Below are 25,386 nucleotides of genomic sequence, written 5' to 3' on the forward strand. Positions count from 1 at the left end.
TCTCTGTTCTCCCTACTGCTTAACTAAACCAACAGATTTGACGTGCCGCCATAATCAATTCACCGGCTTTTTCCGCACTCAGTTCTTCAATATCGGCTAAGTCGTCCACCCCTTGTTCTGCAAGCTCTTCAAGGGTAGTAATCTGTTTTTCGGCAAGTTTGAAGGCGATGTGGCGATCCATTCCTTCAAGGTTTAATAATTGCTCTTCAATATCCGCCTGTTTTAAGGCTTCTTCTTCAGCTAACGCCTGTGCGGTCAATACATTTTTCGCACGGGTTTGCAGTTCTTCGACTAAATCTTCGTCTTCTAAGCCGTCAATCGCCGTCAATTCATCCATTGGCACATATGCCAACTCTTCAAGGCTGGTAAAGCCTTCATCAATCAGTAATTGTGCAAATTCTTCATCAATTTCTAAGCTGTTGATGAATAAATTGATCACTTTGTTATCTTCGGCTTGATGTTTTTTCTCCAGTTCTTCGGTGGTCATTACATTTAATGTCCAACCGGTTAATTGGGTTGCCAAGCGTACGTTTTGACCGTTACGCCCGATCGCTTGAGCAAGGGCTGTCGCTTCCACCGCTAGATCCATTGAGTGATTATCTTCATCGACTACAATCGAACTCACGTCCGCCGGTGCCATTGCATTGATCACAAATTGTGCCGGATTATCGTCCCACAATACAATATCAACCCGCTCGCCGCCTAATTCATTACTGATCGCTTGTACACGAGCGCCCCGCATACCCACGCACGCGCCAACGGGATCGATACGTTTATCGTTGCTTTTCACCGCAATTTTGGCTCTTGAACCCGGATCACGTGCTGCGCCTTTGATTTCAATCAGTTCTTCCCCGATTTCCGGCACTTCCAATTTGAACAACTCTTCCAACATCACCGGCTTCGCACGGGTAACGAATAATTGCGCCCCTTTTGATTCCGGCTTAATTTGGTATAACACGCCGCGCACGCGGTCGCCCGGACGGAAATTCTCGCGCGGCAACATATCTTCACGGTAAATCACCGCTTCCGCTTTAATTTCACTCTTGCCGGCTAATTCTAAAATAATACTTTCACGGGAGACTTTTTTCACTGTCGCTGTAACAATTTTGCCTTCTTCCGAGCGAAACTCATCGATCATTTTATTACGTTCGGCTTCACGAATTTTCGTGCTGATGACTTGACGAGCCGTTTGCATTGTAATACGGTCGAACGCAATGGACTCAATTTCATCTTCAATAAAATCACCGAGTTGAATATTCGGATCTTCAAATTGCGCCGCTTCCAACGTAATTTCGCGGGTGTGGCTATTCACTTTCTCCACCACTAACCAGCGGCGGAAGGTGGTAAATTCACCGGTTTTACGGTCTATCACCACTCGCACATCAATATCAATGCCGCTGCTGACTTTGCGATCTTCCCGATCCGCCGCTGCACGCTTTTTGGTTGAAATGGCAAGTGCGGTTTCGAGTGCTTCAAAAATCGCTTCTTTCGGCAATAATTTTTCATTTGATACCGCTTCAGCGGCTAATAAAATCTCTTTACTCATTCGTTTAATATCCTTAGAAATTAAAAACTGGAATTAAATTAGCTTTTTGAATGTTACTAAAAGCAAAGGTTTGCACGTTGCCTTCGACATTGAGGCTGATAAACTCCCCTTCAACGCTGACTAGCTCCCCTTGCCATTTGCGACGATCAAACATCGGTAGGCGTAAATGAATTACCACTTCACGCCCGATAAAGCGTTGATAGTGCGCCAATGTAAATAGCGGGCGATCTAACCCCGGTGATGACACCTCAAGATTATATTTATCCGCAATCGGATCTTCGACATCAAAAATAGCACTGACCTGACGGCTGACATCACTACAATCCTCAATGGTTACGCCGCCTTCTTTATCAATATAAAGGCGAACCGTCATAAAACGACCGGCACGCTGACATTCAATCCCTACTAGCTCAAATCCCATTGCGTCAATGGAATCTTGTACCAGAGTTTGTAATTTTTGTTCTAAAGTTGCCAAGCAAACCTCCATTTAACAGATATAAAAAAAGGACTTTAAAAGTCCTCTTAAAACAACAAAGCTGACTATGAGCCACAAAAAAGCCCCAAACACAGTTGAGGCTTTCAAGCGGTTTGTTTTATGCAATTTTCCGCAAAAAGAAAATCGGATAAAACAAAACTCACCGTCCTAAACAGAACGATGAGCCTTAAAACTGGTTGCGGGGGCCGGATTTGAACCAACGACCTTCGGGTTATGAGCCCGACGAGCTACCAAGCTGCTCCACCCCGCGTCTGATGTGGTGCATTATAAAGACTAAAAAAAAAGTATGCAACTGTTTTTTGTGATTTAGATCACAGTTGCTGTCTTTTTAAGCATTTATCAACTGATATAAATCCGCGTCTTTGCGATCGAGATAGTGGGAAGATTGGATTTTACGAATCGTGCGGGAACGTCCCCGAATCAACAAGGTTTCCGTTGTCGCAAGGTTGCCTTTACGCTGAATACCTTTGAGCAAATCGCCGGTGGTAATGCCCGTTGCCGAAAAGACGAGATTATCGTCCCGTACCAGATCTTCCAATGTTAAGACGGTATTGATCGGCACATTTAAGGCTTCACAGCGGGCAATCTCTTTTTCGGCGAATGCAAAATTCTCCAGCGTATTGCCTTTTACCTGATTGCGAGGGATTAAACGAGCCTGCATATCGCCGCCTAACGCTCTTACGGCAGCCGCTGCAATGACCCCTTCCGGCGCACCGCCAATGCCATAGAGCAGATCTAAATCGCCTTCCGGTAAACAACATTGCACCGCGGCTGCCACATCGCCATCGGGAATTGCCATTACTCTGACCCCTAACTGTTGCATTTCAGCGATCACGGCGTGATGACGGGGTTTATCCAATACTGCAACTGTCAGTTGCGACAGCAATTTGCCCTTTTTCGATGCGACACGACGCAGGTTTTGCTCAATCGGCAAATTGAGATCGATCATTCCTTTCGCTTCATTGCCGACCACCAATTTTTCCATATACATATAGGGGGCTTGTAAAAAGGTGTTTTTACCGCCCGCAGCCAATACGGACAGCGCATTTGCCTGCCCCATTGCCGTCATTCGTGTGCCGTCAATCGGATCAACGGCAATACTGACTTCTTCATCTTCAGGGCGGAATAGTCCGATTTTCTCGCCAATGTAAAGCATCGGCGCTTGGTCAATTTCCCCTTCGCCAATCACGACTTCCCCTTGAATTTCCATTTGATTGAGCAGAAAACGCATTGCCTTAACGGCGGCATCATCGGCAGCATTTTTATTGCCTCTGCCCAGCCAAGCAAAAGCGGCAAGTGCGGCGGCTTCAGTAACACGAGAAAATTCAATGGAGAGGGATCGTTTCATATTGGCTTCCTTTTGAGGTGAGTTGCAAAAATTCAGGATAAACTAACCGCTTGTCTCGGCAAGCAGTGTGCGGGACGGCATTGTATTGCCTAAACCTTATCTCGTCAATGTGATCGTACGGCTAACCTTTTGAAGTTAAGCCGAATACCGTGTAGAATAGCGAGTTATTTTTACTGATAATGGAATCCCTATGAGCAATTCAGAGATATTGACCCCTGAACACGCCGATATGCGTGCCAACTTTATTACCCATATTATTGATGAAGATTTAGCTACCGGAAAACACCAAAACGTTTATACCCGTTTCCCGCCTGAACCGAACGGCTATTTACACATTGGCCACGCAAAATCCATCTGCTTAAATTTTGGCATTGCGGAAGATTACCAAGGGTTATGTAATTTACGGTTTGATGATACCAATCCGGTCAAAGAAGATGTGGAATATGTTGAATCCATTAAACAAGATGTGGAATGGCTTGGGTTTAAATGGGCAGAATTGCGCTATGCCTCCGACTATTTTGACCAACTTTACGGCTATGCGATTGAGTTAATCAAAAAAGGCTTGGCCTATGTGGACGAACTCTCGCCGGAAGAGATGCGCGAATACCGCGGCACATTAACCGAAGCCGGCAAAAACAGCCCTTATCGTGATCGCAGTGTGGAAGAAAATTTGGCGTTATTTGAGAAAATGAAAAACGGTGAATTTGCGGAAGGCAAAGCCAGTCTGCGAGCTAAAATTGATATGGCATCGCCGTTTATGGTAATGCGCGATCCGGTCTTATATCGGATTAAATTTGCCAGCCACCACCAAACCGGCGATAAATGGTGCATCTACCCGATGTACGATTTTACCCACTGTATTTCCGATGCGATCGAGCGGATCACCCACTCGCTCTGCACCCTTGAGTTCCAAGATAACCGCCGTTTATACGACTGGGTGTTGGAAAATATCAGCATTGAACGCCCGCTGCCGCATCAGTATGAATTTTCACGCCTCAATTTAGAAGGCACACTCACCTCTAAACGTAAACTGTTAAAATTAGTACAAGACGGTATTGTGGACGGTTGGAACGACCCGCGTATGCCGACCATTTCCGGCTTACGCCGCCGCGGTTATACCCCTTCCTCCTTACGTGAGTTTGCCCGCAGAATCGGGGTAACTAAACAGGATAATGTGGTGGAATACAGTGCGCTTGAAGCCTGTATTCGTGATGACCTCAACACTAACGCACCACGGGCAATGGCGGTTATCAATCCGGTAAAAGTCGTAATTGAAAACTTCCAAGGCGAAGAATGGCTCAACGCACCAAATCACCCTAACCGTGAAGAACTCGGCACACGCCAACTGCCGTTTACCCGTGAACTTTATATTGATGAAGCCGATTTCCGTGAAGAAGCCAACAAACAATATAAACGCTTAGTGTTAGGTAAAGAAGTTCGCCTACGCAATGCTTATGTGATTAAAGCCGAGCGGGTGGAAAAAGATGCAAGTGGTCGGATCACCACCATTTTCTGCACATACGATCCGGAGACCTTAGGCAAAAATCCGGCGGACGGTCGCAAGGTGAAAGGCGTCATTCATTGGGTTTCCGCCTCACACAACAAGCCGGCGGAATTTCGCCTCTACGATCGCCTGTTCACGGTGGCAAATCCGGGCGCAGAAGAAGATATTTATGCGGTTGTCAATCCAAATTCCTTAGTGGTGAAGCACGGTTTTGTGGAAGTCAGCCTTGCCAATGCAAAAGCCGAACAAGGTTACCAGTTTGAGCGTGAAGGCTATTTCTGTTTGGATAGCAAAGACGGCTCTGCGGATAACCTTGTGTTTAATCTCACCGTCAGCTTAAAAGAAAGCGTGGCGTTCTAATTTCTTAAGACAAAATCCTCCCTTTTGGGAGGTTTTTTATGACTACAATGCAACAATCCGATTTACTTTACTATTTACTGATTCCTTCTGTCCTTTTCTCTTTTTGGACAATTTGGCATTCTGACGAACGGTTATGGTTCAAATGGCTACTCTCTTTTGCCGCCTTATTTCCCTTTGGCTTAGGACCATTTTTCGTTTTTTGGGCAAGCAATCTGCCACCACTTAAAGCAGAAGCACATATTTTTCGGAACAGATTCTGGTATAGAGATCCCGACTATGCTCCTTTAATCAATGCATTAGGTAAGAAAAAAGCGGAAAGAGAACAACAAATAAAAGCGTTTATCCGCTATAAAGAGCGCCAATATCAACAAAAATTGAATGAAGAGCAGAAATATAAAACAGAGAAAAAGAGGCAAGAGAGGATAAAAGCATTAAGAGATAAAAAATAAGGCTACCCTAAGGTAGCCTTTTTAGTAGCGTAGAATTATTTTTTCTTCGCTTTTGGATTTGGTAAATCGGTGATTGAGCCTTCAAATACTTCCGCCGCTAAACCGACCGACTCGTGCAAGGTCGGGTGAGCGTGAATCGTCAGAGCAATGTCTTCCGCATCGCAGCCCATTTCAATCGCCAAGCCGATTTCACCGAGCAATTCACCGCCGTTTGTACCGACAATCGCCCCGCCGAGAATACGGTGAGTATCTTTATCGAAGATTAACTTCGTCATACCGTCCGCACATTCGGAAGCAATCGCACGACCTGATGCTGCCCAAGGGAACTTCGCCACTTCGTAGTTTAAGCCTTCTTGCTTACACTCTTTCTCGGTTTTACCGACCCACGCCACTTCCGGCTCTGTATAGGCGATAGATGGGATCACTTTCGGATCGAAATAGTGTTTTTTACCCGCAATCACTTCCGCCGCAACGTGTCCTTCGTGAACACCTTTATGCGCTAACATCGGCTGACCGACAATATCGCCGATCGCAAAAATGTGCGGAACATTGGTACGCATTTGCTTATCGACATTGATAAAGCCACGCTCATCCACTTCAACGCCCGCTTTGCCCGCATCAAGCAATTTGCCGTTAGGCACACGGCCAATCGCCACTAACACAGCGTCATAACGTTTTGTATCGTTACAGGCTTTGCCTTCCATTGAAACATAGATACCATCGTCTTTCGCTTCAACGGCGGTAACTTTTGTTTCAAGCATTAATTTGAATTTTTTCTCAATGAGTTTTGTGAAGATTTGAACGACATCTTTATCCGCAGCAGGAATTACTTGGTCAAACATTTCAACCACTTCCACTTCCGAACCTAATGCTTCGTAAACTGTTCCCATTTCAAGCCCGATAATACCGCCGCCCATAATGAGTAATTTTTTCGGTACTTCTTTTAGTTTTAACGCATCGGTTGAATCCCAAATACGCGGATCTTCGTGCGGAATAAACGGCAATTGGATTGGTCGAGAACCTGCCGCAATAATCGCATTGTCAAATTTGATTGTGGTCGGATTACCATCACGATCACGGGCAACTAAGGTGTGCGGATCGGTAAATGCCGCTAGACCTTCCACCACAGTTACTTTGCGGGCTTTTGCCATACCGGCTAATCCACCGGTTAATTTTGCCACCACCGCTTCTTTACCGGCACGCACTTTGTCTAAATCAATTTTAGGCTCGCCAAATGTAATACCGTTATGCTCGGCGTGTTTGGCTTCTTCGATGATTTTCGCCACGTGTAGCAATGCTTTTGACGGGATACAACCCACGTTCAAGCATACGCCGCCAAGAGTAGAATAACGCTCAACAAGAACCGTTTCTAAGCCTAAATCGGCACAACGAAATGCCGCTGAATAACCTGCCGGGCCGGCACCAAGTACAACCACTTGGGTTTTAATTTCTTTGCTCATTTTTACCTCTGGAAGAATTCATCTCGTTTAAACGTTGCCATTTTAGCATTTTTAACATTCTGATAACGAGATAGAGATCACAGAATTAACAATAAGCGGTGAGATTTTTGCAAAAATTTGCAAGTATCCCACCGCTTGCGATTACATTACTAAACGGCGAATATCCGAAAGTACCCCGTTGATGTAGGTAATAAATCTTGCCCCGTCTGCCCCATCAATCACACGGTGATCGTAAGAAAGTGATAATGGTAACATTAAGCGAGGGGTAAATTCTTTACCGTTCCACACCGGTGTCATTTCAGACTTAGACACACCTAAGATAGCCACTTCCGGTGCATTTACAATCGGCGTAAAGTGTGTACCGCCGATACCGCCGAGGCTGGAAATGGTGAAACAACCGCCTTGCATATCCGATGCGGTTAATTTACCCGCACGGGCTTTTTTCGAAATTTCCGATAATTCACGGGAAAGTTCGATAATGCCTTTTTTGTTCACATTTTTAAATACCGGCACGACTAAGCCGTTCGGTGTATCGACCGCAACGCCGATATTGACGTATTTTTTCAAGGTTAAACGCTGACCGTCTTCAGACAATGAGCTGTTGAAACGTGGGAACTCTTCTAACGCTTTCGCCACCGCTTTCATAATGAAGACTAACGGCGTTACCTTAACATCTTGTTTGGTTTTTTCCAGTAGTGCGTTTTGATCCTTACGGAATTGCTCAAGCGCGGTAATATCGGCTTTATCCCATTGGGTAACGTGCGGGATCATTACCCAGTTACGATGCAAGTTCGCACCGGAAATTTTCTGGATACGACCTAACTCGACTTCTTCGGTTTCACCAAATTTGCTGAAATCGACTTTCGGCCACGGTAACAAGCCTAAGCCTGCGCCATTTGCCACACCTGAACCTGCCGGTGCTTTGCCGGATTTCACTTCCTCAAACACCTGTACCGCATTTTTCACATAGGCTTGAATATCTTCTTTAACAATACGCCCTTTACGGCCAGAACCTTTTACTTTATCAAGGTTTACCCCAAATTCACGGGCTAGGCGGCGAATAACCGGTGTTGCGTGGGCATAGGTCGCACTTGCGGTAACTTGATCTTGGCTTAAGCCGGACACATTACCCGCTGGTGCAGGTGCTGCAGTCTGAGCCGGTGCTGCTTCGGTAGCAGGCGCTGACGCAGTTACAGCCGGTGCCGCTCCCGCCACTTCAAATTTCATAATCAATTTACCGGTCGTAACTTTATCGCCAACATTGATTAAAATCTCTTTTACCACACCGGCGATTGGTGCTGGCACTTCCATTGACGCTTTATCACCTTCGACATTGATGATTGATTGATCAACTTCAACCTTATCGCCTACTTTCACCATAATTTCGGTTACATTAACTTCATCACCGCCGATATCCGGTACATTCACATCTTGTACGGAAGCAGCCGCAGGCGCTGAAGCCGCTACTGCCGATGTTGCCACCTCTGCCGCTGCAGGTGTTGCGCCCGCCACTTCAAATTTCATAATCAATTTACCGGTCGCCACTTTATCGCCGACATTGATTAAAATCTCTTTTACCACTCCGGCAATTGGCGCAGGCACTTCCATTGATGCTTTATCACCTTCGACATTGATGATCGACTGGTCAACCTCAACTTTATCGCCCACTTTCACCATAATTTCGGTTACATTGACTTCATCGCTACCAATATCCGGCACGTTCACATCAACAACGGCAGTTGCAGAACTTGGTGCAGAAGCAACCGCTTGCGGCTGTGCCGCTTCAGCTACCGGAGCAGGAGCCACTCCTTCTGCGTCTAATACCAACATTGGTGAACCGGTAGAGACTTTATCACCAACATTCACTAAAATTTCTTTAACCACGCCCGCTTCCGGTGCTGGCACTTCCATTGAGGCTTTATCGCCTTCGACATTGATAATAGATTGATCAACAGTAATGGTGTCGCCCACTTTCACCATTACTTCGGTTACGGTAACTTCATCGCTGCCAATATCCGGCACTTGAATTTGTTTTGACATTTTGTTTTCCTCTGTAAGTTACCCCTCTGTTGCCAAAGGGGTAAGGGGGATTTTAATTATGCGTATAATGGGTTGATGCGATCTACATTTAAGCCGAATTTCGCAATGGCTTCTGCGACCACTTTGGTTTCAACCGTACCCTCTTTTGCTAACTGCGCTAAGGCTGCCACCACAACATAACGGGCATCTACCTCAAAGTGCTCACGCAAGTTGGCACGGCTGTCTGAACGACCGAAGCCGTCTGTACCTAACACGTGGTAGTTTGTGGTTGGTAAGAACGCACGGATTTGATCGGCGTAGAGTTTCATATAGTCTGTCGCAGCCACTACCGGATTACCGTTCATTACTTGTGCAACATAAGGCACTTTCGGCGTTTCGGTCGGGTGTAATAAGTTCCAACGGGCAACATCCGCACCATCACGCGCCACTTCGTTGAATGATGTTACACTATATACATCGGACGTAATGCCGTAGTCGTTCGCAAGGATTTGCGCCGCTTCACGCACATGACGCATAATCGCCCCTGAACTTAATAGCTGTACTGCGCCTTTACCTTTACCTTCTACGGTTTCAAATTTATAGATACCTTTACGGATACCTTCTTCCGCCCCTTCAGGCATTGCCGGTTGATCGTAGATTTCGTTCAATGTGGTGATATAGTAGAATACGTCTTCTTGTTTCTCACCGTACATACGCTCAATACCGTCTTGTACAATCACTGCCACTTCAAAGGCAAATGCCGGATCGAAAGTAACACAGTTTGGAATAACCCCTGCTTGAATATGGCTGTGTCCGTCTTCGTGTTGTAACCCTTCACCGTTGAGGGTTGTACGACCCGACGTACCGCCGATCATAAAGCCACGGGCTAATTGGTCGCCAGCTAACCACATCATATCGCCTACACGTTGGAAACCAAACATTGAGTAGTAGATGAAGAACGGAATCATCGGCTGGTTGTTTACAGAATAAGATGTTGCCGCCGCAACCCAAGATGCCGTTGCACCCAATTCATTGATCCCTTCTTGTAGCACTTGACCGTCTTTCGCTTCACGGTAGTAAGCCACTAAATCACGATCTGACGGCACATAGTTTTGACCGAACGGGTTATAAATCCCGATTTGACGGAATAAACCTTCCATACCGAACGTACGGGCTTCGTCCGCAATAATCGGTACAATGGTTTTGCCGATATTTTTATCTTTTAATAAGGTATTTAAAACACGGGTGAATGCCATTGTGGTTGAAATACCACGTGGTTGAGCCTCTAATAATGCACTAAATTCAGATAATGCAGGCACTTGATATTCAGTAGTGAATTTTGGTGAACGTGCAGGTAAATAACCGTTTAAAGCTTTACGCTGACCGTGTAAATAATTGTATTCAGGGCTGCCTTCAGGGAATTTAACGTATTCTAAATTCTCAACTTGCTCGTCCGTCAATGGCAATTCAAAGTAATCACGGAAACCTTTTAGGCTTTCGATTGACATTTTTTTCGATTGGTGAGCCGTATTTTTACTTTCCGCTTCCGGAATTTTATAACCTTTCACCATTTGCGCTAAGATCACCACCGGTTTATCGGATTTTTGCGCTCTTGCGTATGCCGCATACATTTTCATCGGATCGTGACCGCCACGGCTCAACGCCCAAATTTCATCATCCGTCATATCCGCAACTAATGCCGCCGTTTCAGGATAACGACCAAAGAAGTGTTCGCGCACATAAGCACCGTCTTTCGATTTGAAGGTGAGGTAATCACCGTCCACCACTTCCATCATCAACTGGGTTAATTTGCCCGTTGTGTCTTTCGCAAAGAGTTTATCCCATTTGCTGCTCCACAATACTTTGATGACTTCCCAACCCGCACCGTTAAACAAGCCTTCAAGCTCTTGAACGATCTTACCGTTACCGTTTACCGGCCCGTCTAAACGTTGTAGGTTACAACTGATAGTAAAAATGAGGTTGTTTAATTTCTCACGGCCGGCAAAGGATAATGCCCCTTTGGATTCGATCTCGTCCATTTCGCCGTCCCCTAAGAACGCATAGACTTTTTGATCTGAAGTATCTTTTAAGCCACGATGCTCTAAGTATTTCAAGAAGCGGGCTTGATAAATGGCATTTACCGGTCCTAACCCCATTGAAACGGTTGAGAACTGCCAAAATTCCGGCATCAATTTTGGGTGAGGGTAAGATGAGATCCCTTTACCGTGTACTTCTTGGCGGAAATTATCCATTTGCTCTTCGGTAATACGACCCTCCAAATAAGCACGACCGTACATACCCGGTGCTGCGTGGCCTTGGAAAAAGACTAAATCACCGCCGTTTTTCTCGGTTGCCGCTTTGAAGAAATGGTTGAAGCACACTTCATACATTGTCGCTGCGGATTGGTAGGTTGAAATATGACCGCCCAAATCTAAATCTTTTTTCTGGCTACGCAATACCGCTGCAATTGCATTCCAACGTACAGCCGAACGGATACGGCGTTCAAGATTTAAATCGCCCGGATATGCCGGTTGTTCGGCAACAGAAATCGTATTTACATAATCTGTTGTAGTGCCTGATTGAACTGCAACACCTTGACCGCGAGCTTGCTGCATCACTTGCTCAATAATGTATTGCGCTCTTTCTACGCCCTCTTCACGAATTAATGAATCAATTGAAAGCAACCAATCGTTAGTTTCGATTGGATCTACATCATTACGTAAAATTTCTGACATAGCTTTTTCCTTTACTTTTATGAGTGAATAAAACATTACAAAATTGTAAATAATTTTGCCAACCGCTGAAACTTTAAACACAAACAGGTTTGCATACCTTGTTTTAGATCAAAAAAACGATGAAAGGACAAATATCTCATCTCTATCCTTATCTAAAGTTTCATTTTATCTAATTGATTTTTAAAGGCTTTTACCCAAACCTTCAAAAATGTTGAAAATTTGTAGATAAATTTAAGTGGCAAGATAACAAAAACCGCCTTTTTTGTCCATTTTTCCCCAATAGAAATGTTAATCGGCTCACATAATTTTTTAAAGCAACCGTTTGCCTTTTATGCTATGCTTTCAACCGATTTTTTCGAACATACCTGAAAGGTTAAAAAATGACAACAAAACCTGAAATTGCAATTGTAATGGGGTCAAAAAGCGACTGGGCAACAATGTCCGAAGCGGTAAATATCCTTGAACAATTTGGTTTACCCTATCATACGGAAGTGGTATCTGCACATCGTACCCCCGATAAACTCTTTTCGTTTGCTGAAAATGCCGAAAAAAACGGCTATAAAGTGATTATCGCCGGCGCAGGCGGTGCGGCGCACTTACCGGGAATGATTGCCGCCAAAACGATCGTACCGGTGCTGGGCGTACCGGTAAAAAGTTCAATGCTGAGCGGTGTGGACAGCCTCTACTCGATTGTCCAAATGCCGAAAGGCATTCCGGTCGGCACACTGGCAATCGGGCCGGCGGGAGCGGCAAATGCAGGCTTATTGGCAGCTCAGATTTTAGCGGCATTTCAGCCGGAATTAGCGCAAAAGCTTCACCAGTTCCGTCAAGCACAAACGCAAAGCGTATTAGATAATCCCGATCCCCGTGATTAACTTGCGACAAGCGGTCAGTTGCAACGGATAGTGTGCAATTAAATGCGATGATGTATAAATACAGATATGTCATCGCTAATGCGTAGAGGTTTATCCCACTGCGACAGCATTTCGTAAAAAATGGCTTGGAACTGCCCGCTTGTAACTTCACATTTCAGCAATATGAATAAAAAACTGCTTATTTTACATACCGGCGGCACAATTTCTATGAGCGAAGGCGAAGACGGCAAAGTGTCGCCTTCAGCCAAAAATCCGTTGCTCGCCGCCCTTGAAAAACTTAGCCACCCTGCCGAGCTTTATCAAGAGGCGTTGCTTAACGTACCGTCCCCCCATATCACCCAAAGCCATTGGCAGCTACTCAAAGCCCGTATTGAAAAAGGCGTAAACGAGCAAGGCTTTGACGGCGTAGTGATTACGCACGGTACAGATACCTTAGAGGAAACCGCTTATTTCCTGGATCTTGCCTTGAATGTTGATGTGCCGGTGGTGCTGACCGGGGCGATGCGTTCCAGTAATGAATTAGGTGCAGACGGGTTGATCAACCTGCAAAGTGCGATTTTGGTCGCACTCAGCCCCGAAAGCCAAGGCAAAGGTGTGATGGTGGTAATGAATGATGAAATCCATAATGCTAAATTTGTTACCAAAACCCATACCACCAATGTGGCGACCTTTCAAACGCCGACCTTCGGTCCTTGCGGTTTGGTGGCAAAAAATCGGGTCATTTATTTTCAGCATCTTGACCAATATGAACGCTACCCGATCGCTAAAATCGAAAAAGCCAACGTTCAGTTAGTCAAAGCCTATGTCGGAATGGACAGTTTCCTGCTTGAGCAGTTGGCGTTGAGCCAATGCGACGGTGTGGTAATTGAAGCACTCGGGGCGGGCAATTTACCGCCAACCTGCCTAGCCGGCGTGGCAGCGCTCTTAAATGCCAATATTCCGGTGGTGTTAGTTTCCCGTGCGTTTAACGGCGTAACCCAAGATGTGTATGACTACCTCGGCGGCGGTAAGCAGCTCAAGCAACAAGGTGTGATTTTTACTACCGGTTTAAGCGGTCAAAAAGCCCGCATTAAACTCTTAGTGCTGCTTAATCAGCAGCTCAATAAACCGTTAGCCGATTATTTTTAACCGAACAGGCGGTCAGTTTCGTAGCAAAATTTACGACATTATATCGCCAAAGCTAAAATTGCTTCATAGATTAGGAACACACTGCGTGGTTCAAGAATAGCAATTACTACCGTATAAAGCATATATGTCCGCTACGGTTTGATGAAAAAGCAGTTTGAGCAACAGCGACATAATACATTTGAAAAAAGCGTGCCGAAACCAACCGCTTGTTAGCCTTAAAGAGATTTTTTATGCAAAAAAGTGCAATTTACCCTCCAATTTATGTGCTTGGCAACGGGCAGCTCGGCAGAATGCTCCGTTACGCCGGCGCGCCGTTAGATATTCAGGTTCAGCCCCTAGCTTTTGATGATCCGGTCATTGAATTAGAACACGACTGCTTAATTACCGCTGAAATTGAACGCTGGGCGGATACCCCGCTCACCACCTTGCTCAGTCATCACCAAAATTTCGTCAATCTCTCGGTATTCGGGCGTTTAGCCGATCGCTATACCCAAAAAGCATTGCTTGACCAGCTTGGATTGGCGACTTCGCCGTGGCAATTAGTTGAAAGTCCAACCCAGTGGCAACAGATTTTTGACAATATCGGTGAAAAAGTGGTGGTAAAACGCCGTACCGGCGGCTATGACGGGCGGGGGCAATGGATCATCACTCAAGATAATATTGCCCAAATTACCCCCGATCTGTTCGGCGACGTGATTGCGGAAAAATTTATTCCGTTTGACGCTGAAGTATCATTGGTCGGCGCACGCTTCCGCAACGGTGAAACCCGTTTTTACCCTGTTACCCATAATTTGCAACAAAACGGTATTTTGCGTTACAGTGTAATGGATATTACACTTCCTCACCAACGTGAATTTCAACAACAGGCGGAAAAAATGCTCGCCGCCATTATGCAAGAATTGGAATATGTCGGCGTAATGGCAATGGAATGTTTTGTGGTGGGTGATAAACTGCTGATTAATGAACTTGCCCCACGGGTACACAATAGCGGACATTGGACACAACTGGGTTGCACTATCAGCCAGTTTGAATTACATCTGCGGGCATTACTGGATCTGCCGACTCCGGCACTCACCCCGATTGCCTCTAGCGTAATGGTGAATTTAATCGGCATTGAGCATAATCCCGCGTGGTTAAATACCCCTTTCAGCCAGCTCCATTGGTACGGGAAGGAAGTCCGAGCAGGCAGAAAACTCGGTCATATCAACTTATGTCATCAGGATAAAACGGTGCTGATCAACGCACTCCGCCAACTTAGCCCGCATCTTAGCCACGATTTCCAAAGCGGTTTAGATTGGGCGATCAATAAACTTGTCTAACGCAATCACCTTGTTTTTTTAAGGGAATTGAGGTGCAATCCAAAAAATAAGGGGAACATTTGTTCCCCCTGTTTATTTAGACTTAAAAACGGATCAAATGGCATAGCCTAGTGCATAAAACGCCACTAATACAATCGCAATAATTACCGTGCCGACGTTTAATTGCTTAAATTCACCGGCAATAACACGCCCAATCACTAAACTGGCAAACCCCAGCATAATGCCCGTAACAATATTCGCTGTCAGTACGATAAATACGGCGCAAATTAAGCCTGCCATTGCCCCAACAAAATCATCAAAATCCAATTTTGCCACATCACTCAACATCAGTAAGCCCACATACATTAATGCAGGAGCGGTGGCGTAATTCGGTACTAAAAAAGCAAGCGGTTGAAAAAAGAGCATCAATAGAAAAAGTACGCCGACCACGATTGCCGTTAAGCCGGTTTTGCCGCCAACTGCTGTTCCCGCAGCCGACTCAATATACACTGCCGCCGGTGCTGTACCGAACAAACCGGAAAAAATGCTACTAAGGGAATCGGATGTCAGTGCCTTATCACCATTGATGATCTGCTCGTCCTTATCTAATAATTCCGCCTGAGCGGCAACGGCACGAATTGTACCGGTCGCATCAAAAATCGCTGTCATCACCAAGGCAAACACCACTGGTAAAATAGCCGTATTGAGTGCGCCCATAATATCCAAATTCAAGAATTGGCTCTGTTCACCAAAGGACGGCAATTTAAACATCTGCCCGTTAAAACGGACATTTGGGTCAAACAGTAAACCAATCATCGTAATCGCAATAATTACCCAAAGGATTGCACCTTTGATCTTGAGACGCTCTAGCCCGATAATCGCGGCTAAGCCTAACAACGACATTACCACCGGAAAGGCGGTGAAATCGCCCATTTTAACGGGCAAGCCGGCTTGATTACCGACAACCAACCCAACGCCGTTCGCCGCAATCAACAACAAAAACAGCCCGATACCGATCCCTGCCCCGTGTGCAATGCTGGCAGGCAGGTTACGCAAAATCCAGCTTCGGATACCGGTAATTGAAACGAGGGTAAACACAACCCCCATTAGGAAGATTGCACCAAGGGCTACCGGCACACTTATACCTTGCCCTAAGACTAAACTAAATGCGGTAAATGCCGTAAGGGAAATGGCGCAGCCGATTGCCATTGGCACGTTCGCCCAAAGCCCGATCAAAATAGAGCCTAATCCTGCCACCAAGCAGGTTGCAATAAACACGGATTCTGCCGGAAAGCCGGCTTCCTTAAGCATATTTGGCACAACAATGACCGAATAGACCATCGCCAAAAACGTTGTCAAACCGGCAATGACTTCTTGGCGAAAGTTTGAGCCGCGTTGTTGCAGTTGAAAATAAGATAACACCGACATAAAAGCCCCTTAATAATAAGTAAGGGGCTTATTTTAGCTTAACCGTTAAGGCTTACGCAAACGATTGCCAATCTATCCTTGCCAATCCGTTGGCTAAATCCGCAATCAGATCGTCCACTGCTTCTAAGCCGATATGCACTCGGATCAACGTACCGCTTACCTGGCGAGCCACTGCCGGACGAATACGGGCGATCTCGTTAGGCTGATTGGCTAAAATCAGAGATTCAAACCCGCCCCAAGAATATGCCATTGTAAAAAGTTCAAAATGATCTAAGAACGCCGCTAACTCCGCCTCGCTCAACGTTTTGCAAAGTTCAAAGGAAAACAGACCGCTTGATCCTAGAAAATCCCGTTCGAAAGCGTAATGCCCCGGGCAGCTCGGCAGTGCCGGGTGATAAACCGCTTTGACTTCGGGACGCTCGGCAAGCCATTGGGCAACCCTCAAAGCACTCTCTTGGTGTTGCTGAAGGCGTACGGCTAATGTCCGCAAGCCACGAGCAGCTAAATAAGCGGTGTCCGCATCGACCATTTGCCCCATTAGGTAAGAGTGTTCCCGCAGTTGATCCCAACAACGAGCATTAGACACTGCCGTGCCAATCATTGCATCGGAATGTCCGACTAAATATTTCGTTCCCGCTTGAATGGAAATATCAATACCGAACTTTAGTGCGGGAAACAACACCCCGCCGCTCCACGTATTATCAATCATAATCACCATATCGGGGTTAATCGCCCGTGCGGTCCGCACTAACATCGGAATATCCGGCACTTCCATTGTTAAAGAACTCGGCGATTCCAAAAATAAGACTTTCGTCTGCGGGGTAATCAAGCCGGCAAATGCCGTTTCGCTGAGCATTGGATCATAAAAGGTCGTTTCCACCCCCAATTTCTTCAAAATGACATTGCAAAATTCTTGGCTTGGCTCGTATGCCGAACCGCTCATTAGAATATGATCGCCTTGTTCAACGAAAGCGAGAATCGCATTACTCACCGCCGCCGCCCCGCACGGATAGAGATAACAACCCGCACCGTTTTCCAATTCGCACATTGCATCTTGCAATGCAAAATGTGTGAGCGTGCCACGTCTGCCGTAAAACAGAGCTTGTTTAGCCCGGTTGCGGGTTGCATTTTTTTTCTCTGCTACACTCGAAAACACTAGCGAAGACGCGCGTTGAATGACGCTGTTTACTGCACCTTGAGTATAGCGTGGGTTGCGTCCGGCGTGGACAAGTTTAGTTTGAAGTGTGTGATGTTGTGTCATTCTATATTCCTTAACTTGCAAGGGGGGCGATAAAAGCGATATTTTGCAAACCTCGCTTTTTACCACTTTTTCTGTTTCGGTTTGACAAATTCAATCCCATGATCTTTATAATGAATATGTTCTAATTGCAATAAATAACGCTTATTCGGTAAACCGCCACCAAAGCCGGTCAGGCTTTGATTTTTGCCTAGCACACGGTGGCACGGGATCAAAATCGAAATCGGATTACGACCAACCGCCCCACCAACCGCTCGCATTGCATTCGGCTTACCAAGCCGGTGGGCAATTTCGCCGTAACTGGTTGTTTCCCCATAGGGAATTTGGCGAAGCTGCTGCCAAACCGCTTGCTGAAAAGGCGTGCCTTGCGGGGCAAGAAAATCCAATTCTGCGAAATCGACAACTTCAGCGGCGAAATACCGATCTAAAATCGCTGCGGTTTTTTCAAAAATAGCTTGGATCTGACCGCTTGCCTGTGTTGCCGTTTGAAAGCGATCCAGTGCGGTGGTCAGTTGTTCTTGCTCAAATTCAATGTAGGTTAAGCCGACATCTTGGGCAAGCAACAGCAATTTGCCCACAGGAGACGTGTAATATTGATAATAGGTTGGAGATTGCATTTTGACCCTCAAAAAGAAAAAGGCGTGTTTCAGTTTACACGCCTTTGCTTTTAAATAAAAGTCTTAGAATTTATAGGACAAGCCTGCGAAATAGACGATTGGGTCAAGTTTGATATCCACTTGATGTTGTCCGCCCAACGCATTGAAAGTCGCTTTAGTTTTAATACGGGTGTACCAAAGTGCCGTATTAAGCGAAACATTGTCGCTTAATTTAATATCAATACCCGCATTCACCACCGGCCCGAACGAGTGTTTTTTCACTTTTAAATCTGTAATTGCCGGATTTAACGATTTGGCACTAAAGAAACGGGTATAGTTTAAACCTGCACCAATATAAGGACGAGCGCCCGCATTTTTATCTAAGAAATAATATTGTGCATACAAGCTTGGCGGTAAATGTTTCACTTTTACCACATCGCCTAATGCTGTATTTAATGCCGGAATAGAGGCACGCACTTTATGCGAGAATGGCGTAGCACCTAGTAATTCGACACCGATATTATCGGTAAGCATATAAGTCGCCGTTAAGCCGACTTGCGCATTATCATTAACTTCTAAGTTAATTTTAGTTGGTGTTTTAGTTTCAGAACTGGAGTTTGCATTCACAAACACACCGCCCACACGGAAAATGGCGCTGCCAGCTTCGTGCGCCATTGCTGAACCTGCTAATAATACACTCCCTAAAAGAACGGCTAACGCTGATTTTTTCATTTGAAGATCCTTAGTTTAATTGACCAATAAAGTAAGCAACAAAATGTTACTAAACGGTAAATATTGTAAGGATAAAAACACGCATTGAGTTTGATAAATATCAATATTTGGACATTTTATTCACATCAATCGTATTTTTTGATTTTCTTTATTTTATGAAATTTGATCTAGCACAAAACCACCTTCATCTACCGACACAATAGCCAGCCATTAAAGACCAAACGCCCGATTTTCATCGAGCGTTTACAGGTATAGTTTAAAGTAATCCGGCTTTTTCTAATTGTGCCGTAATCAATGGCTGATATTGTTCGGATAAAACCGTCAGCGGCAAACGCAAGCTCGGCTCACTGATTAACCCCATTTTATACGCTGCCCATTTCACCGGCATTGGATTACCTTCGACAAACAGATTTGTATGTAACCCCATTAAGCGTTGGTTAATCTTTTCCGCTTCCTCAAATTGCCCTGCTAACGCTAATTCGCACATTTTTGCCATATCCACAGCCGCAAGATTATTGGTAACGGAAATCACCCCTTGACCGCCAAGTTTCATTGATTCCAAACCAGTGGAATCATCACCGCTCAAGAAAATAAAGTCCTCGCCCGCATATTGCTTAATCAACGGTAGGCGGCTTAAATCCCCCGTTGCCTCTTTAATCGCAACAATGTTTGGAATGTCCGCCAAGCGTCCGACCGTTTCCGGTTTCAAGTCGCTACCGGTACGGCTAGGTACGTTATACAGAATTTGCGGTAAGTCGGTACATTCTGCAATCGCCTTATAATGCTGGTACATTCCTTCTTGAGTCGGCTTATTGTAGTAGGGCACAACACTTAAACAGCCCGCTACGCCGCTATCGGAGAGTAGTTTAGTCATTACAATGGCTTCACTGGTCGCATTCGAGCCGGTACCGGCAATAATCGGGATACACCCTGCGGCAAATTCCACGGTCTTTCGGATCACTTTAACATTTTCATCAATACTTAATGTGGTGGACTCGCCTGTCGTGCCTACTGACACAATCGCGTGCGTGCCGGCACTGATATGAAATTCCACTAATTTTTGAATTTCATCAAAATTGATTTCGCCGTTTTTCATCGGCGTAATCAATGCCACAATACTGCCTGAAAAGAGGGGTTTTCTCATTATCATCTCCTGTATATCTCAATTTTTGGATAGCTTGCAAAAATCCCCATCAATATGCAAGGACTTTCGCACCCTTTTGCAAAGTTTTTGCCACAACCGACCGCTTACATCAGCCTTCAATACCTTTCTGATAGCCCATCAATAATAAGGTACGCCATTTATCCTGACCTTGCTCGTCTTTCCCCATATTTGCCAGATTAGGGAAACGTCCCCAACATTCAAAGCCGTGCTTTTTCATTAAACGGTAGCTGACTTGATTCAGCTCAAATACATAGGCTGTCAGCACATTGATGCCGTGTGCCAGCATTCTGTCCTGCATAAATTGTACTATTTTCGAGCCGTAGCCTTTGCCTTTTGCCCGCTCGTCTAAATAGAGGCTGATCTCCGAACTATGAGCAAAGCCCGCACGATCATAAAACGGCGAGAAACTGAACCAGCCGACCACATCATCATTTTCTACGACCACCCAAAGCGGATATTTTTCGCTATTGAGGTGAAAATCAAACCATTCTCGGCGGCTCTCTCGGGTGGCAAATGTCAAATCGCCGGTGGTCTGATGTGTTGGAATTGCTTGGTTATAAATCGCCAAAATCGCATCGAAATCCGCTTCGATCGCTTTTCGAATTACCATCGCTTACCCTAACTTCAATAAATCCTTTAACGTTTGTGCAATGCTTTCTTCATTATTAGACCCTATCGTCATTTTTGCACTCTGTTGCACCTCGTCCTCTGAACCGCCCATTGCAATGCCCATTCCGACCAACTCTAACATACTCATATCATTAAAGTTATCGCCGAAAGCAATCACATTTTGAGGGTCAATCCCTTCTAATTTTAACAGCTCTGCCAAACATTGCCCTTTACTATTTCCTTGAGCGGTAATATCGACCCGATCAACCCAAGACCATTCCGCACTAAACTGTTCAGGCGGTAAGTTATCGACAAATTTTTGCATTTTTTCTAGATCGGGATCGCTAATCAGCACTTTCCAAATGGTTGTTCCCTCATCAATAAATTGCTGGTAATTTTCAACTTGGCGGACATCGGGACGTACCGCTTCATCGCAGCGATTAACCCAATTTAGGAACTTGGTGAAATGTGCATTCAGCACTTCGTAAGTCATTGCATCACGGATATATACGGAGACGTGAATGCCTTGTGCCTTTGCAGAATCAATTAAATGCTGTGCTTGCATCTGGGTGAGAGGACGGGAAAAAAGCACTTTATCCTGTTTAAAATCATAAAGATAGGTACCGTTACAGCAAATCACCGGCGTATCTAAGCCAAGTTCGGCATAGTAAGGACGGACTGCCGTATGATGACGCCCCGTTACAATAAATACTTTTAATCCCTGCTGGCGGGCTGCTCGGATCGCTTGTTTGCTGGCCTCAAGGATTGTACCTTGACCTGATAAGAGCGTGCCGTCTAAATCGAATGCGATAGCTTGGTAGGACATTTTATACTCCATCACGAAAAAAGAAAGGGCGAGTTAATCGCCCTTTCTATTCTACTACGCAAAACAGATTAAATCAGTAAATTATTTACCTGTATTGTACGCAGGTGTTTGGTAAAGCGGAGCCGGGCCGTTAGGACCTGCAACATTACCGCCTTCGCTTTGTTTCAATACGCCGCCGTTAGCAAAAATTTCAACACGACGGTTAGGACGTAAGCAATCACGCAACGCTTGACCGGATTCACCATCACACGCTTTGACTTGGTTCGCTTTACTGTAACCGACCGCTTCCATTTGTGCTGTAACGCCTTGTTGTGCTAAACGGGCTTTCACCATATTGGCACGACGTTGTGATAAATCTAAGTTATAGTTTACCGAACCTAAACGGTCTGTGTAACCGGCAATTTTCACTTGTTGCGCACCAGACGCTTTTAATTGCACCGCAACGCTATCCACCACTTCTTTACCTTTCGCTGTTAATACGTCTTTATCGAAATCGAATAAGAAGTTACCACTTAAGTTAAATGATGAATTACCGTTACAGCCGTTCGGATACCAGAAGAAGCTCTGCGCATTCATATTTTTATCAAATAAAATTTTGAATTGACACATTTTATGTACGTCATTTTCACGGTAGTTGAATGCATAGTCCCATTCACGCACAGCATATAAGCCTTCTTTAAAATGTGGACGACCAATTAGGTTATATAATTGATCTTTATTCATACCACGTTCGATCTGACGAACGTTTTCCCAATTTGGCCAAGAACCGAATTGTGAACCTTCGTGGTTAAATTCAGATTCGGAAATTTTTGGGAATACCGGATTTTCTGTTGTACCTTCATCAGATACCTTGCTTAAGTTACCACAAGCTGCTACAGCAAGCGCAACACTCGATAAAAGTAAACCACGAAAAACAGTTGTTTTATTCATCTTTAATGTCCTTCAATTGAGTTTTTAGACTAAAAACCGATTAAAAATAGATGGCAATATAGCCAACACGGCATATATATTTCTTCTATTATACAATAAAAAATTTTTACATTCTAATAATAAATGCAATTACCCTGCTAAATATTCGATTAACAGTTGGATAGTTCGATTTCCCCTAAAGTTATTAATATCCAAACGGTAAACTAATTTTGCCTGTTTAATCGATAAATCGGGAAATAAACGTAGATCCACATTAAACCAAAGAGCATCAAGCAGTATTCCCTGCGGATGCTCCACCAATAACTTTAGGTGCTTACCGGACAAGAGCTTTTGTTGCAAAATCTTAAACTCATCTTCAAAGGTCGGTTCTGCAAAATTTTGCCCCCAAGGCCCCGCTTGTCGCAGAAGTTCGGCAGTCTCTAAGTTCAGTTCTTCGCCGCTTAATTCACCGTCGGTGTAAATAACGCCCTGTAATTGCTCCGGCCCGACCTGTTCGTTAATCGCTTCGTCAAATAACTGTTGGAAGCGTTGAAAATTATCTTGATGAATTGTCAGCCCCGCCGCCATTGCGTGTCCGCCAAATTTCACGATCAAATCGGGATACGTTGTATCCAACCTTTCCAGCACATCTCGCATATGTAAACCGGCTATCGAACGGGCAGATCCTTTCAGCAATTCGCTCTCCTCGCTCTCTTGGGCAAAGGCAATCACTGGACGATGAAACTGATCTTTAATCCGAGAAGCTAAAATCCCGATGACTCCCTGATGCCAGTCGGGTTGATATAACACGATACCGTGCGCCTGTGAGTGTTGGTTTAAGCTCGGTAATTTGGCACAAATGGCGAGTGCCTCGGCTTTCATTTCCTGCTCAAAGGCTTTTCGAGTGCAGTTTAAATCATCTAGCTCTAAAGCTAATTGACGGGCAACGGCGAGATTATCACAAATCAATAGCTCGACCCCTAACGCCATATTTTCCAAACGCCCTGCCGCATTGAGCCGAGGAGCAATCGCAAAGCCAAGATCACTGGCAAGCAGATTGGCAAGTTCCCGTTTGGATACCTCAACCAGCGCTTGAATCCCTACCCGGCAAGCACCCGCACGGATACGGCTTATCCCCTGATGCACTAAAATGCGGTTGTTATGATCAAGTGCAACCACGTCCGCCACCGTACCAAGCGCTACCAAATCCAATAATTCGGCGATATTCGGTTCTTTGCCCTTAAACAGCCCTTGCTCACGAAAGGCTGCCCGCAATGCCATCATCACATAAAATATGACTCCCACACCGGCAAGGGATTTGGACGGAAAACCGCACTGAATCAGGTTCGGATTAACAATCGCATCGGCATTCGGCAGCTCGTCCGAGGGTAAATGATGGTCGGTAACTAACACTTTAACCCCTTCGGCCTTTAAACGAGCAATCCCCTCAAAAGAAGATGTCCCATTATCCACGGTTAATACCAGATCCGCCCCTTTTGCCAAGACAGTTTCCGCCACGCTCAAGCTTAAACCGTAACCCTGTGAAAAGCGATCGGGGATCAAATAATCGACATTCTGAAACCCAAACTGACGTAATGCCAATATTGCCAACGCGGTACTGGTTGCCCCGTCCGCATCAAAATCCCCGACAATCACAATCCGATCTTGACGATGGTAACTCTCAACAAGCAAATTGGTCGCCGTATCAATATGGGCTAACTGTTTCGGGTGATGCAAACCGCTCAGCGAAAGCTCGAGCTGTGCGGGGGACGAAATACCTCGTCCTTGATAAATGCGGTTCAACAACGGATTTTCCGACAATCTGGCGGACGAAACTAAAGGGCGGCGTTTGATTACTTTATTCACGACATTATGGATTATATGGTACAAATGAAAGGAACAAGCGGTCGAAAATTGTCAAATCTTTGCAACAACCGACCGCTTGCAAAAGCAAACTTAGTCGTTTAATGCGGCTAACAGTTGTTTCGGTTCAAGATAACCGGCGATAAGCTCACCGCTTTGGGTAACGATGTTCGGCGTGCCGGTTACCCCAAATTTAATCCCGAGTTCATAATGTTTTTTCACGATATTCGGCGTTTTCACCTCTTTCGGTAAATTGCCGTTTTCTGCTTCGTTTAAGGCAAATACTGTGTCTTTCGCCGTCCAAATCGCTTCCATTTGCTTCGCTGTTTGGGTATTCATTCCGCCACGCGGGAAAGCCAAATAGCGAATCGTAATACCGAGATCATTATATTCTTTCAATTTTGTGTGCAATAAATGGCAATAATGGCAGGTAATATCCATAAACACGGTAACAACGTGCTTTTCATTTTTAGCCGGATAGACAATCATCTCATTGCTTAAAGCATTTAGCTCCGCCAGTAACGCACGGTTGGTAATATCCACCGCTTTACCATTTTTCAATTCATAAACTTGCCCTTGAATCACATAGCGACCATCTTGGCTAATTTGCACCACGCCTTGATCCGAAACGGCAGTTTTAAAACCGGGTAGAACGGAATCGCTCATTTTAACGTTGGTTGCGCCCATTCCCTCTAATGTTTTCTGTAATCGTGTATCGTCCGCCAGTGCCGATAAACTTAATAGAGAAAGAGCGGTAAAAGTTGCTAACTGTTTTTTCATAA

Annotated in this window: 21 protein-coding genes and 1 tRNA gene; 5 read left to right on the top strand and 17 right to left on the bottom strand. The window is 45.2% G+C overall.

Annotated features, from left to right (window positions below):
• Window positions 1-19: 19 nt before the first annotated feature.
• From nusA to glpX, 4 genes are all read right to left on the bottom strand, one after another.
• Window positions 20-1,546 carry a transcription termination factor NusA gene (gene nusA / locus RO21_RS04480; RefSeq protein ID WP_047976596.1) on the bottom strand — a complete coding sequence of 509 codons (1,527 nt, stop codon included), beginning with the start codon at window positions 1,544-1,546 and terminating at the stop codon, window positions 20-22.
• A 13-nt stretch (window positions 1,547-1,559) separates the two neighbouring features.
• Complete coding sequence (gene rimP / locus RO21_RS04485) at window positions 1,560-2,021, bottom strand: ribosome maturation factor RimP (protein WP_047976641.1); 462 nt, start codon at window positions 2,019-2,021, stop codon at window positions 1,560-1,562.
• 194 nt (window positions 2,022-2,215) lie between these two features.
• Window positions 2,216-2,292, bottom strand: a tRNA-Met gene (locus RO21_RS04490).
• Window positions 2,293-2,370: 78 nt separating this feature from the next.
• Window positions 2,371-3,390: a class II fructose-bisphosphatase gene (gene glpX, locus RO21_RS04495; protein ID WP_047976597.1), complete on the bottom strand. Its 1,020-nt coding sequence runs from the start codon at window positions 3,388-3,390 to the stop codon at window positions 2,371-2,373.
• Window positions 3,391-3,580: 190 nt separating this feature from the next.
• Between glpX and glnS the strand changes: the two genes are divergently transcribed.
• Together glnS and RO21_RS04505 are read left to right on the top strand one after the other, a co-directional pair.
• The gene (gene glnS, locus RO21_RS04500) at window positions 3,581-5,254 is read left to right on the top strand and encodes a glutamine--tRNA ligase (protein WP_047976598.1); all 1,674 of its coding nucleotides are present in this window, start codon (window positions 3,581-3,583) and stop codon (window positions 5,252-5,254) included.
• Window positions 5,255-5,292: 38 nt separating this feature from the next.
• Window positions 5,293-5,703: a hypothetical protein gene (locus RO21_RS04505; RefSeq protein WP_047976599.1), complete on the top strand. Its 411-nt coding sequence runs from the start codon at window positions 5,293-5,295 to the stop codon at window positions 5,701-5,703.
• A gap of 35 nt (window positions 5,704-5,738) precedes the next feature.
• Here RO21_RS04505 and lpdA read toward each other — a convergent pair whose 3' ends face one another.
• From lpdA to aceE, 3 genes are all read right to left on the bottom strand, one after another.
• Window positions 5,739-7,163, bottom strand: a complete 1,425-nt coding sequence (gene lpdA / locus RO21_RS04510) for a dihydrolipoyl dehydrogenase (RefSeq protein WP_047976600.1) — start codon at window positions 7,161-7,163, stop codon at window positions 5,739-5,741.
• Window positions 7,164-7,304: 141 nt separating this feature from the next.
• Window positions 7,305-9,203 carry a pyruvate dehydrogenase complex dihydrolipoyllysine-residue acetyltransferase gene (gene aceF, locus RO21_RS04515; RefSeq protein WP_047976601.1) on the bottom strand — a complete coding sequence of 633 codons (1,899 nt, stop codon included), beginning with the start codon at window positions 9,201-9,203 and terminating at the stop codon, window positions 7,305-7,307.
• A 56-nt stretch (window positions 9,204-9,259) separates the two neighbouring features.
• A complete protein-coding gene (gene aceE / locus RO21_RS04520; RefSeq protein ID WP_047976602.1) occupies window positions 9,260-11,917 on the bottom strand; it encodes a pyruvate dehydrogenase (acetyl-transferring), homodimeric type in 2,658 nt (885 codons plus the stop codon).
• A 380-nt stretch (window positions 11,918-12,297) separates the two neighbouring features.
• Between aceE and purE the strand changes: the two genes are divergently transcribed.
• The 3 genes from purE to purK all read left to right on the top strand — a co-directional run bounded on the left by purE (window position 12,298) and on the right by purK (window position 15,239).
• The gene (gene purE, locus RO21_RS04525; RefSeq protein WP_047976603.1) at window positions 12,298-12,792 is read left to right on the top strand and encodes a 5-(carboxyamino)imidazole ribonucleotide mutase; all 495 of its coding nucleotides are present in this window, start codon (window positions 12,298-12,300) and stop codon (window positions 12,790-12,792) included.
• 162 nt (window positions 12,793-12,954) lie between these two features.
• A complete protein-coding gene (locus tag RO21_RS04530) occupies window positions 12,955-13,920 on the top strand; it encodes an asparaginase (RefSeq protein WP_047976604.1) in 966 nt (321 codons plus the stop codon).
• A gap of 230 nt (window positions 13,921-14,150) precedes the next feature.
• A complete protein-coding gene (gene purK, locus RO21_RS04535) occupies window positions 14,151-15,239 on the top strand; it encodes a 5-(carboxyamino)imidazole ribonucleotide synthase (protein ID WP_047976605.1) in 1,089 nt (362 codons plus the stop codon).
• 93 nt (window positions 15,240-15,332) lie between these two features.
• Here purK and RO21_RS04540 read toward each other — a convergent pair whose 3' ends face one another.
• The 10 genes from RO21_RS04540 to dsbC form a co-directional block, all read right to left on the bottom strand.
• Entirely contained in the window at window positions 15,333-16,646 is a 1,314-nt protein-coding gene (locus RO21_RS04540) for an NCS2 family permease (RefSeq protein WP_047976606.1), read from the bottom strand.
• A 52-nt stretch (window positions 16,647-16,698) separates the two neighbouring features.
• Window positions 16,699-17,907: a cystathionine beta-lyase gene (gene metC, locus RO21_RS04545; protein ID WP_047976607.1), complete on the bottom strand. Its 1,209-nt coding sequence runs from the start codon at window positions 17,905-17,907 to the stop codon at window positions 16,699-16,701.
• 59 nt (window positions 17,908-17,966) lie between these two features.
• Window positions 17,967-18,521 carry a methylated-DNA--[protein]-cysteine S-methyltransferase gene (locus tag RO21_RS04550; RefSeq protein ID WP_047976608.1) on the bottom strand — a complete coding sequence of 185 codons (555 nt, stop codon included), beginning with the start codon at window positions 18,519-18,521 and terminating at the stop codon, window positions 17,967-17,969.
• A 63-nt stretch (window positions 18,522-18,584) separates the two neighbouring features.
• The gene (locus RO21_RS04555) at window positions 18,585-19,232 is read right to left on the bottom strand and encodes an OmpW/AlkL family protein (protein WP_047976609.1); all 648 of its coding nucleotides are present in this window, start codon (window positions 19,230-19,232) and stop codon (window positions 18,585-18,587) included.
• A gap of 256 nt (window positions 19,233-19,488) precedes the next feature.
• Window positions 19,489-20,382, bottom strand: coding sequence for a 4-hydroxy-tetrahydrodipicolinate synthase (dapA, locus tag RO21_RS04560; protein WP_047976610.1), 894 nt, complete (start codon window positions 20,380-20,382; stop codon window positions 19,489-19,491).
• Between the two features lie 103 nt (window positions 20,383-20,485).
• Window positions 20,486-21,007, bottom strand: a complete 522-nt coding sequence (locus RO21_RS04565; RefSeq protein ID WP_047976611.1) for a GNAT family N-acetyltransferase — start codon at window positions 21,005-21,007, stop codon at window positions 20,486-20,488.
• Between the two features lie 3 nt (window positions 21,008-21,010).
• Window positions 21,011-21,832: a pyridoxal phosphatase gene (locus RO21_RS04570; RefSeq protein WP_047976612.1), complete on the bottom strand. Its 822-nt coding sequence runs from the start codon at window positions 21,830-21,832 to the stop codon at window positions 21,011-21,013.
• Window positions 21,833-21,913: 81 nt separating this feature from the next.
• Complete coding sequence (locus tag RO21_RS04575; RefSeq protein ID WP_047976613.1) at window positions 21,914-22,762, bottom strand: OmpA family protein; 849 nt, start codon at window positions 22,760-22,762, stop codon at window positions 21,914-21,916.
• 129 nt (window positions 22,763-22,891) lie between these two features.
• Window positions 22,892-24,607, bottom strand: a complete 1,716-nt coding sequence (gene recJ, locus RO21_RS04580; RefSeq protein WP_047976642.1) for a single-stranded-DNA-specific exonuclease RecJ — start codon at window positions 24,605-24,607, stop codon at window positions 22,892-22,894.
• A gap of 90 nt (window positions 24,608-24,697) precedes the next feature.
• Window positions 24,698-25,384, bottom strand: coding sequence for a bifunctional protein-disulfide isomerase/oxidoreductase DsbC (gene dsbC, locus RO21_RS04585; RefSeq protein ID WP_047976614.1), 687 nt, complete (start codon window positions 25,382-25,384; stop codon window positions 24,698-24,700).
• Between the last annotated feature and the right edge of the window lie 2 nt (window positions 25,385-25,386).

Origin of the sequence: Muribacter muris, from assembly GCF_001038205.1 — a bacterium.
Classification (GTDB): domain Bacteria; phylum Pseudomonadota; class Gammaproteobacteria; order Enterobacterales; family Pasteurellaceae; genus Muribacter; species Muribacter muris.

Coding starts and splice junctions, on each gene's coding strand:
- RO21_RS04540 (WP_047976606.1), bottom strand. CDS start 16,646: ATGTCGGTGTTATCTTATTTTCAACTGCAACAACGCGGCTCAAACTTT.
- nusA (WP_047976596.1), bottom strand. CDS start 1,546: ATGAGTAAAGAGATTTTATTAGCCGCTGAAGCGGTATCAAATGAAAAA.
- RO21_RS04565 (WP_047976611.1), bottom strand. CDS start 21,007: ATGGTAATTCGAAAAGCGATCGAAGCGGATTTCGATGCGATTTTGGCG.
- RO21_RS04555 (WP_047976609.1), bottom strand. CDS start 19,232: ATGAAAAAATCAGCGTTAGCCGTTCTTTTAGGGAGTGTATTATTAGCA.
- glnS (WP_047976598.1), top strand. CDS start 3,581: ATGAGCAATTCAGAGATATTGACCCCTGAACACGCCGATATGCGTGCC.
- RO21_RS04575 (WP_047976613.1), bottom strand. CDS start 22,762: ATGAATAAAACAACTGTTTTTCGTGGTTTACTTTTATCGAGTGTTGCG.
- aceF (WP_047976601.1), bottom strand. CDS start 9,203: ATGTCAAAACAAATTCAAGTGCCGGATATTGGCAGCGATGAAGTTACC.
- dsbC (WP_047976614.1), bottom strand. CDS start 25,384: ATGAAAAAACAGTTAGCAACTTTTACCGCTCTTTCTCTATTAAGTTTA.
- lpdA (WP_047976600.1), bottom strand. CDS start 7,163: ATGAGCAAAGAAATTAAAACCCAAGTGGTTGTACTTGGTGCCGGCCCG.
- purK (WP_047976605.1), top strand. CDS start 14,151: ATGCAAAAAAGTGCAATTTACCCTCCAATTTATGTGCTTGGCAACGGG.
- RO21_RS04530 (WP_047976604.1), top strand. CDS start 12,955: ATGAATAAAAAACTGCTTATTTTACATACCGGCGGCACAATTTCTATG.
- glpX (WP_047976597.1), bottom strand. CDS start 3,390: ATGAAACGATCCCTCTCCATTGAATTTTCTCGTGTTACTGAAGCCGCC.
- RO21_RS04550 (WP_047976608.1), bottom strand. CDS start 18,521: ATGCAATCTCCAACCTATTATCAATATTACACGTCTCCTGTGGGCAAA.
- RO21_RS04570 (WP_047976612.1), bottom strand. CDS start 21,832: ATGTCCTACCAAGCTATCGCATTCGATTTAGACGGCACGCTCTTATCA.
- purE (WP_047976603.1), top strand. CDS start 12,298: ATGACAACAAAACCTGAAATTGCAATTGTAATGGGGTCAAAAAGCGAC.
- aceE (WP_047976602.1), bottom strand. CDS start 11,917: ATGTCAGAAATTTTACGTAATGATGTAGATCCAATCGAAACTAACGAT.
- dapA (WP_047976610.1), bottom strand. CDS start 20,382: ATGATAATGAGAAAACCCCTCTTTTCAGGCAGTATTGTGGCATTGATT.
- RO21_RS04505 (WP_047976599.1), top strand. CDS start 5,293: ATGACTACAATGCAACAATCCGATTTACTTTACTATTTACTGATTCCT.
- metC (WP_047976607.1), bottom strand. CDS start 17,907: ATGACACAACATCACACACTTCAAACTAAACTTGTCCACGCCGGACGC.